The sequence below is a fragment of the Actinocrinis puniceicyclus genome, assembly GCF_018283645.1.
In the GTDB taxonomy this organism is placed as follows: domain Bacteria; phylum Actinomycetota; class Actinomycetes; order Streptomycetales; family Catenulisporaceae; genus Actinocrinis; species Actinocrinis puniceicyclus.
In genome coordinates this window covers 1-9,284 of sequence record NZ_JAGSXH010000170.1, presented here as the reverse complement: position 1 = coordinate 9,284, position 9,284 = coordinate 1, and the positions used below count along the sequence as shown (strand labels likewise).

8 protein-coding genes are annotated in these 9,284 nt (G+C 70.2%); 1 reads left to right on the top strand and 7 read right to left on the bottom strand.

Translation table 11 applies throughout. The features are described 5' to 3' along the window. Positions 1-137: 137 nt before the first annotated feature. Together KGA66_RS32540 and KGA66_RS26480 are read right to left on the bottom strand one after the other, a co-directional pair. Positions 138-1,640: an arabinofuranosidase catalytic domain-containing protein gene (locus KGA66_RS32540; protein WP_211471860.1), complete on the bottom strand. Its 1,503-nt coding sequence runs from the start codon at positions 1,638-1,640 to the stop codon at positions 138-140. A gap of 529 nt (positions 1,641-2,169) precedes the next feature. Then, positions 2,170-2,937, bottom strand: a complete 768-nt coding sequence (locus KGA66_RS26480) for a GntR family transcriptional regulator (protein ID WP_438822081.1) — start codon at positions 2,935-2,937, stop codon at positions 2,170-2,172. A 187-nt stretch (positions 2,938-3,124) separates the two neighbouring features. Here KGA66_RS26480 and KGA66_RS26475 point away from each other — a divergent pair, with 187 nt between their 5' ends. Then, positions 3,125-4,171 (top strand): YeiH family protein, encoded by a 1,047-nt coding sequence (locus KGA66_RS26475; protein WP_369015971.1) that lies wholly within the window; start codon positions 3,125-3,127, stop codon positions 4,169-4,171. A 93-nt stretch (positions 4,172-4,264) separates the two neighbouring features. Here KGA66_RS26475 and KGA66_RS26470 read toward each other — a convergent pair whose 3' ends face one another. The 5 genes from KGA66_RS26470 to KGA66_RS26450 form a co-directional block, all read right to left on the bottom strand. Further along, positions 4,265-5,011, bottom strand: coding sequence for a hypothetical protein (locus tag KGA66_RS26470; RefSeq protein ID WP_211471854.1), 747 nt, complete (start codon positions 5,009-5,011; stop codon positions 4,265-4,267). Further along, complete coding sequence (locus tag KGA66_RS26465) at positions 5,008-6,129, bottom strand: globin domain-containing protein (RefSeq protein WP_211471852.1); 1,122 nt, start codon at positions 6,127-6,129, stop codon at positions 5,008-5,010. Before KGA66_RS26465 ends, KGA66_RS26470 begins: the two co-directional genes overlap by 4 nt. A 34-nt stretch (positions 6,130-6,163) precedes the next feature. Further along, entirely contained in the window at positions 6,164-6,556 is a 393-nt protein-coding gene (locus KGA66_RS26460) for a group I truncated hemoglobin (protein WP_211471850.1), read from the bottom strand. A gap of 543 nt (positions 6,557-7,099) precedes the next feature. Further along, positions 7,100-7,861 (bottom strand): dipeptidase PepE, encoded by a 762-nt coding sequence (gene pepE / locus KGA66_RS26455; RefSeq protein ID WP_211471848.1) that lies wholly within the window; start codon positions 7,859-7,861, stop codon positions 7,100-7,102. 333 nt (positions 7,862-8,194) lie between these two features. Next, positions 8,195-9,284: cellulose binding domain-containing protein (locus KGA66_RS26450; protein WP_211471845.1), on the bottom strand; the 1,090-nt coding region annotated here is incomplete at its 5' end.

Below are 9,284 nucleotides of genomic sequence, written 5' to 3'. Positions count from 1 at the left end.
TGTCGGGGGTGGGCGGGCCCGGCGGCGGCCGCGTCCGGTCCAGTGCCCTGACGAGGCACTGCCGGCGCGCCGCCCCCGCCGAGCCCGCCCGGCGTAGCGAGATGCGACCTCTTGTTAGAGGACTGCTTTACATTGACCTACTGGTAGCCGGCGGCCACGATGCTGGCCTGGACCGCGTTCTCGGTGGCGTCGGACGGGTAGCCCGCCGTCACCGCGCCCTCGAAGAACTCGCCGTAGTCGCTGGAACTGTTGTCCCCACCGGTGCCCAGCAGGATCGAGGCCTGCAACTTCATCGGCGAGTAGCCGTTGGGCAGCGGTCCGGAGTAAGGAGTCGTCAGCCCGCCGCTGTCCGCGTTGCCGTACTTGAGGGTGAAGTTGCTGGTGCCGTTGTTCTTCTCCCAGGCGGAGACGAACGGGAAGTGCACACCCTGGTTGTTCGAGTTCTTATTCGAACCGGTGTTGGTGTGGTACATGCCGTTCTCCAGGTCGGCCTCCACCCACGGCCCCGATCCGACACAGCCGCCGAACCAGCACGCGGTGCCCCAGTAGATCGCGTTCATGGTGGCGTTGCCGTCGTCGGAGTTGTTGGTCTCACCGCTGCCGTAGTCGAAGCAGCAGTACTGGTTGACGTTGTTGGAGGAGGTCACCATGTAAATGCCCTCAGGCTGCGAACCGGTGGGCGCCCCCTTGGCCGCGTCCGTGCGGTACCCGACGCCGGGGGTCACCTTGATCCCGTAGGCCGAGTGGCCGCCGATCGTGATCGGCAGCGCCGTGGCGTTCGCGCCGATGTCGGAGCCGTTGGGACCCGGGCCCTTCCAGAACCCGCCCGGGGAGATCGGCAGATCGTTGTGCTCCGGGGACTGGTCGTAGATCTTCGTGATCGTGCACGAGGTGCCCGAGCAGAACGAGGACTGCGCCGAGGCGTTGACCACTCCCCCGGCGCTCAACAGGCCGATGTCACGGTAGCTGTGGTCGGAGGAGCGCTGGACCTGGTAGAGCGGACCGCTGTAGGCCGCATACAGCGCGCGCGTCGTGCTGTGCGCGGAGATGCAGGGCGTGCCGCCGGCGGCGTACAGGTCGCAGGGCAGCTGCCCGGGCGGCGGTGTGGTCCCCGACGGCGAGGCCGACGGCGTCGACGACGGCGACGGCGACGCGGAGGTCTGGGTCGGGGTCGGGGTCGGCGACCCGGTGGTCATCGTGGGCGTCGGGGTGCCGCTGGAGACGCCGCCCGTGCAGGTGGTGCCGTTCAGGGCGAAGGAGGCCGGAACCGGGTTCGAGGAGTTCCACGTTCCGTTGAACCCGAGGTTGGTGGTGGCGCCGGTCCCGATGGACCCGTTGTAGGAGACGTTCGTCACGGTCACGTTCGCGCCGGACTGGGTGTAGGTGCCGTTCCACAGTTGGGTGATGGTCTGCCCGGCGCCGAAGGACCAGGTCAGGTTCCAGCTGCTGACCGCGCTGCCGAGATTGGTGATGTTCACGTTCGCGCCGAACCCGCCGGGCCACTGCGAACTAACTGTATAAGACACCTGACAGCCCGAGGCCGCCTGCGCCGCGGTGGTGGTGGCCACGGTCAGGCCCGCGGCCACGAGCGTGGCCGCGGCCGTCACCGCTAGCCAAGACCGGTGATCGGTGAGTTTCACAAGACACCCTCCTGGGCGTTCGCTGATGCGTGAGCCGAGAGTGTGAGCGCTAACACCCGCGGCGGCGGCAGGTACCGCGTTACCGGTGGTGGGATGTTTCGGCCCGGCGCGCACTGCCGCTTCGCAGGGTGAAGTTGCCAAGCCCGCGCCGGAAGCTCAAGAGCGCGGCGGCTCGGCCATGCCGCGGCCCACCCCGCGCGCGGCGAATCTACGCAGTTCAGCGGCCATGTTCGGGGCAGCCGCAGGCGCCGGAACAAGGCTTCGAAAATTGCGAAACTTTCAGTTGATCGCCACGCCGTCCGGCTCGGCTGCTCGAATCCTGCGACGCCGGGCGGTTAGAACCGCGCCCGCCGCCATGCAGTCACAGGATGACCGCGCGAGCGCGGCCCCGACCGCTGCGCCACAGCGAGCCGGCCGAGTCGGGCGGCCATGCTCCGGGCGCGGGCCGGGTGAACCCGGCCGCCCGACAGATCAGGCCACGCAGATCGGCCGCAGGGCCCGCCGCGCCGGCGGGAAACGGCGGAGCGGTTCAGGCGGTCGCCAGAGCGCCGCACTGGCGCAGGCGGTAACCGGCCTGGGCGGAGAATTCGGCGGTGAGGGCGAAGCGGTCGCCGCGCACGATGGTGTGACGCCATTCGACGGCCCGGCCGGCGGCATACCCGATTCTGTGGATTGAGAAAGCCGCGGCGGTCGGCGGGCACTGCAGCAGCATGCGTTCAGCCGCCGTCGGGACGACCGCGTGGATCTGTTCCCGGCCGTGCTCCAGCCGTACGCCCGCACGCTCGGCCAGTTCGGTGTAAAGGCCGGTGTGCGTGAAGTCGGCCTCCAGCAACGGCGCCGCGAGCTCGGCCGGCAGCCAGACCCGGTCGAGGGCGAGCGGCTGGTCGTCGGCGTAGCGCAGGCGTTCAAGGTGCAGCAGCGGCGTGGACCCTTCCCGGCCGAGCCGGGCGGCGACGACCGCGTCGGCGCTGATCTCCAGCTTGCGTACCGCGTTGCGCTGGTCCAGGCCGGCCGCTTCGACGCTCGCGAACAGGCTGTAGAGCGCGCCCATCGGCTGGCGGATCTCGGGCGTCGGCGCGATCCGCGGCTGGCGCCCGCGCTCGGCGACCACCAGGCCGTCCGCGCGCAGCTTGCGCAGAGCCTGCCGGACGGTGTGGCGGCTGACGCCGTAATGCCCGGCGATGGCCAGTTCGCCGGGGAACTCGCGGGCGAAGTCGCCGGCCGCCAGCCGCGCGGTCAAGTCGGCCTGCAACTGCTGCCACAGCGGCACTGCGGACCCGCGGTCGAGCACCGTCAAGACCACCTTCCGACGCACTGGGGGCTCATGCTACCGCTTGCGATATGTACGCACAGTCACTAGGTTAAATGTGCGGACATTTCTGGGAGGGACGTTGACGACGCACGCGGCTGTCGCGGGAAGTCAAGCCGAGCGGCACGTCGCGGGGGCGGCGGCGGCGGAACGGGCGAGCGCCGCCGAACCGCAGGTGTCTCGTCCGACACGCCGAAGCCGCGCGTTACCGGGCCTGGCGCTGGCCATCGCTCTCGCCGCCCTCGCCACGGGGCTCGGGCACGCGGCTGCGATCGTCGGAGGTCCCGTATTCGGGATCGTGCTCGGCGCGGCGGCCGCCACGTTCGTACCGGCGCTGCGCGGGGCCCGGTGGGCGCCGGGATACGACGTCGCCGCGAAACCGGTCCTGCAGCTGTCCATCGTCGTGCTCGGCACCGGTCTACCGTTGCAGCAGGTCCTGCGCCTCGGAGGCGCCTCGCTTCCGGTGATGCTGGGCACGCTCACCGTCGCGCTCACCGGCGCGTGGTTCTTCGGCCGGCTGCTCGGGGTGCGCGGCCATACCCGGACCCTGATCGCGGTGGGCACCGGCATCTGCGGGGCGTCCGCCATCGCGGCCACCATCCCGGTGATCAAGGCCAAGCAGGCGCAGGTCGCCTACGCGATCGGGACGATCTTCACGTTCAACATCGCCGCGGTGCTGCTGTTCCCGCCGATCGGCCACCTGCTCGGGATGAGTCCGCATTCATTCGGCCTCTGGGCCGGCACGGCGATCAACGACACCTCGTCGGTGGTGGCCGCGTCCATCGCCTACGGCGGCGACGCGGGCTCCTACGGCATCGTGGTCAAACTCACCCGCACCCTCATGCTCATCCCGATCGTGATCGCGCTCGCGGTGCTGACGGCCCGGCGCGAGGCCAGAACGGCGGCGGCCGGGCGCGGCGAACCGGTCCCCGCGCTCCGGCTGCGGTCGATGCCCTGGCGCAAGATCCTTCCGCTGTTCCTGTTCGGGTTCCTCGCCGCGGCCACCGCCGACAGCCTCGGCCTGATCCCGACCGGCTGGCACGCGCCGCTCTCCACCCTCGGCACGTTCCTGATCACCACGGCGCTCGCCGGGATCGGCCTGTCGATGAGCTTCGCCGACATGCGCCGGGCCGGACACCGGCCGCTCCTGCTCGGCGCGCTGCTGTGGGCGGCGGTCGCGCTCAGCAGCCTGGGATTGCAGGCACTCACCGGGACGCTCTGACCGGTCGCCAGACCCCGGCCGGCACGGCGGCTGCCGAGTCGCAGCCGGGCCCGGCTGCCGCGTCGAGTCCTCAGCCCGCAGCGCGTCGAGTCCTCAGCCCGGCAGCCGCGCGCCCGGCCCCGGCATGGCGCCGGCCGGCACGGGCGAGGAGAACCCCTGCGGGGCCTTGAGCGCGTCGAATGCCGTACGGATGGTCCCGATCATCGTGTGGACCTCCTCGCGCGCCTTCTCCAACGCCCCCTCGACCTGCACGCCGAACGCGACACCGAAGGCCTTGAGGAAGTCCAGCTGCGCCTCCAGCTGCGACAGGCTCACCGCGAGTTCCTCGCTGCGCCGCTGGAAGGCGGACTCGGCCGCGATCAGCCCCTGCCGGTGCCCCTCGTTCAACGTGGCCTGATACTGGCTGCGCGCGTACTCCGTGACGTTGCGCACGTACTCCTCGGCCGCGCGGATCTGCTCCTCGGCCTGCTGCTGCGCCATCGAGATCGCGTTCACCGCGGCGGCGGTCACCCGCCGCTCCGGCGCCGAAGCCGAGGCCTGCGCGGCGCCCTTGCCGTCCGGCGAGCCGGCGCCCTGCGCCGTCCCGTCCGGGGAGCCGGCGGCGGCGAGGTAGGTCGCGCGCAGCTGCGTGGTCAGGTCCTCGTTGCGGGCCCGCAGGTCCGCCTCGACCTCGCCGGCGGTCTGCAACTCGGTCAGCACCCGCCGCTTGAACCTCTGCACGCCCTCCTCGTCGTAACCGCGACGGGTCACGCTCGCGCGCGGAAAGTCCCACGCGTCGACCTGATCCGCGGTCAGTCGCACAGGCCGTCGGGCCGAGCTGTCGAACTCGTTGTAGCTCACGGCTGACTCTCCTCCAGATGAATGGCCCCAGAGACCACTCCCGCCTCCTTCAACCGCGCCACGGCGTGCTGGCACATCGCGGCCGATCCGACGACGAACACCTCGTGTCCCGGCCACGGCCCGCCGGCGGCCGCCGCCGCGTCGCCCACCAGACCCTTGCCGCCGCCCCAGGCCATCTCGTCGGAGACCACGGGCATCACCCTCAGCCACGGATTGCGCGCCGCGAGCGCTTGCAGCCGCGGCAGGTCGTACAGGTCCGACGCGATCCGCGCCCCGTAGAACAGGGTCACGCTGCGGCCGTGGCCGGGCGTGGCCGCCAGTTCCTCGACGACCGCGCGAAGCGGAGCGATGCCGGTGTTGGCGCCGATGAACAGCAGGTGCGAGTCCGGCTTGGTCGAGGCCAGCGTCAAGGCGTGGCCGACCGGCGGCCCGAGGCGCAGCCGGTCACCGACGCCCATCACGTTCACCAGCTGCCACGACACCGTGCCGACGAGCTTGATGTGCAGCTCGATCGTGTTGTCGTGCCGCGGCGGGTGTGCCGGGGTGTAGAACCGCCAGCGTGCCGGGGCCATCGCCGTCTCGAGCGTCATCGACTGCCCGGCGCGGTAGGGGAACGGCTGCTGGGTCGCGATGGTCACCCGCGCGATGTCGCGGCGCCCGCCGAGGACCTCGTGCGCCACGATTTCCGCGTCCCACCATGGCGGGGTGGAGTGCGCGGCATCGGCCGCGGCGTCGATCATCACCTGCGAGACGATCCCGTACGCCTCGGTCCACGACTCGCTGACCTGCGGCGTCCAGTCCGGTCCGAGGAAGTGTTCGAGGGTGGCCAGCAGGCTCGCGCCGACCGCCGGATAATGCGCCGGCGCCACGGCGAACTTGCGGTGGTCGCGGCCGAGTCCCTGGAGGAACGGGATGGCCGCGCCGAGGTCGTCGACGTTGGAGACGACCGCCCCGAGCGCGGCGACCAGCCGGTCGCGCTGCGCCGCCATGGACGGCGGGAACATCCGCCGCACTTCCGGGTGGGTCAGGAACAGGTGACTGTAGAAGTACAGCGGCACCTGGTCCCCGTACTGGGCCACCTTCGCCCAGGACGTGCGCATCAGGTTGGGGTCGATCACGAGCTACTCGCTTCTGGAGCTTGGCGCCCGCCGGCTATGCGGTGGCGCTGATCACGTAGGGCGCAACCGCCTTGAGCGCGTTGACGACGGTGGCGACGATGTCCTCTTCCACGTCGAACGCCGCCAGCGCGCCGACGAGGATCTCGCCGGTGCGCTCGTAGTCCTCGGCGGACACGGCCAGTTGCGCGTGCGCGCGCGTCAGATAGGTGGCCAGGTCGATATCCGTCTTCGCACCCGGGCCGCCGAGCACCACCTTGAGCACCTCGGCCAGGTGGGGCTTGATGCTTTCGACGGAGGCGTCGGCGAAGTAGGCGGCCAGCCGCGGCTCGGCCAGCAGATCGGTATAGAAGCGGTCCAGCACGGCACGCACCGCGGGCGCGCCGCCGACACGCTCCCACTGCGAGGGGGCCATCGCCACTTCCACCATCAGGCTTCTTCCTTTCGTCGATCACCGCGGGTCCCCGAGCCAAGGGATGATACGGGTCTTGATTCGCCACCCGGGGACCCGGAAACGCATGGAGCATAGCAGCGGCGCAAACGGGGCATTGGTATGTTCGTGCGCTCATATGCGACATATCAGGGTCACATGGAAGCCGTCGCAGGTCTCATATCGCGGAATAGCCGGCGGACCGCCGGGTGACCTCGGATATCCGCGTGCCGGGATTGTCTCTGGTCAGGCGCCCACGGCTGCCGCCCGCCGGATACCCGGACGCGGCGCACGCCTTTTGGATTTCTTTACCCGACTACGTGTTTTGTCAATACGCTGACGATTCAGGGACCTCGGCCGGGCGGTTGTGCTCTTCGATCTCCCGCCGGCTTTCGCGCGCGCTCAGAAGGTGAAGCAGCGCTCGATGTAGCGAGCTGATCTGGAGTGGCGCCGCCCGGGCGCGGTGCGGGTATGGCTCGTCGAAACCGCCGCGCCGGGAGGGGGGACGGGGTTCGACGAGGCGGGCGAGCGCCGGGGTGACCGTCACCCGGCCGGGCTCGGTGTCGCCGCCCGGGTGATCGGTGTGTCGTAGCGGGGACGAGTGTGGAGCAGGTCGGTGAGGTCGTCGCCGGGTCGCAGGTCGCGTGGTTCGCGGCCGCGGGTGAGCAGCCGGGCGCCGGTGGTGCCGCGCAGGTGGGCGCGCGTCGCGTCGCGTACGTGGAGCCAGGTGCCTTCGCACAGGCCCAGTACGGGCACGTCGTTTTCTTCGAGGAACTGGCTCAACCGCTGGTCGCGTGTGGCGACGGCGGACGGCCCGTCGCGGCGGGCGTCTGGGTAGTGCGGGTTGATCTGGAAGGGGATCAGGTCGAGGGCGTGCAGGGTGGTGGGCTGCACGATCGGCATGTCGTTGGTGGTGCGGATGGTGGGGCAGGCGAGGTTCGCTCCGGCGCTGACGCCGAGGTAAGGCATGCCGGCCCGCACGCGTCGGCGGATCGCGGGTAGCAGGCCATTGCGTTGGACGGCGCGTAGCAGCCGGAAGGCGTTGCCGCCGCCGACGAACACCGCGTCCGCCTCGGCGAGGGCCGCCAGCGGATCCGGGGCGCGGTGGGCGCCGGTGAGGCGCTTTCCCAGCCTGGCGAGGATTTCGCGCATCGCCTCGGTGTAGAGGTCCGGATTGCTGCCGGCGTACGGCACGAACAGCACGTGTCGGCAGTCGGCGAACAACTCCGCGAGCGCGTCCATGGCATGGTCGAGCGCGCCGCGCCCAGGACTGAAGGAGTTCGACATGAGCATCAGGTCGTTCACGGCGCTCGCCTTTGTCGTGGTGGAGAGGTGCCGCCGGGGCCGCGACGCCTGCCACGCACGCTCGCTGCGTTGACGAAGCACCCCGCACGGCCACCGTGGGGCACTGACTGTGCCGCATTGAACGGCGGGCACCGCGAGGGTAGGGGCACGCACCCGAGGCGCGCGACCGCTTTTCGCGACGGCATCACCGGCGATCCGTGGGTGCCTCCCCTGCTCGTCTGACTCGAACGACGACTATCCGGCACTGCTCGGACCCGGCTGGAGTCGAGCAGCGCCCGGCGGCGGCGGTACCGCACAGGTCGGTACCGCCGCGCCCGGGGTTACTGCCCGCGCTCAGCTGCAGGCGTGTCCGTTGAGGGTGAAGGCGCTGGGGCTGGTGTCGTTGCCGGCCCAGGTACCCTGGAAACCGAACTGCACGTTGCCGCCCGGCGCGATGGCCGGGTTGTAGCTCATGTTCGTCGCGGTGACCGCCGACCCGGACTGGGTCACGTTCGCGTTCCACGCGTTGGTGACCTTCTGGTCACCCGGGAAACTCCAGGTCACCGTCCAGCCGTTCACCGTCGAGGTACCCGTGTTGGTCACCGTCACGTTCGCGGTGAACCCACCGCCCCACTCGTTCTTCACGTACGAGACCTGACACGTCCCACCACCCGTGCTACCGGTCCCGATCGTCCACGTGAACGACGCGGACCCGGACGCGCTGGTGGAGTCGGTCGCCGTGACGGTCACGTTGAACGTCCCCGACGCGGTCGGCGTACCCGAAATCAGACCCGAAGAGGAGATCGACAACCCCGCCGGAAGACCCGACGCACTGTACGTCAACGACTGACCCGACCCGGAATCAGCAGCCTGAACCTGCACACCACTGATCGCGGTGCCCACCGTCCCGCTCTGCGCACCCGGGTTGGTGACCGTCACCGTGTTCCCGCTGCTACCGGCCCCGATCGTCCACGTGAACGACGCCGAACCCGACGCCCCGGTACCGTCCTTCGCCGTCACCGTCACATTGAACGTGCCCGACACGGTCGGCGTACCCGAGATCAGACCCGAAGAGGAGATCGACAGGCCAGCCGGAAGACCCGACGCACTGTACGTCAACGACTGACCCGACCCGGAATCAGCAGCCTGGATTTGCAGACCACTGACAGCCGTGCCCACCGTCCCGCTCTGCGCACCGGGATTGGTGACCGTCACCGTGTTGGCCATGGCCCGGCGCCCGCTTTGGTTGATGACCTGCTGGGCGGCGGTGGGCCAGTTGGTCCCGCTGACCTGGGTGTTGCCGGTCAGGGTGTTGTAGTGGGGGGAGCCGGTGGCCACTTGGGTGGCGCCGCCGTTGTACCAGTTGTAGTTGAACGCGTTGTCGTCGGTGTTGTTGTTGGAGTTGGCGTTGGTGAACGCCCACACGCCGCTGTCCTGCACGACG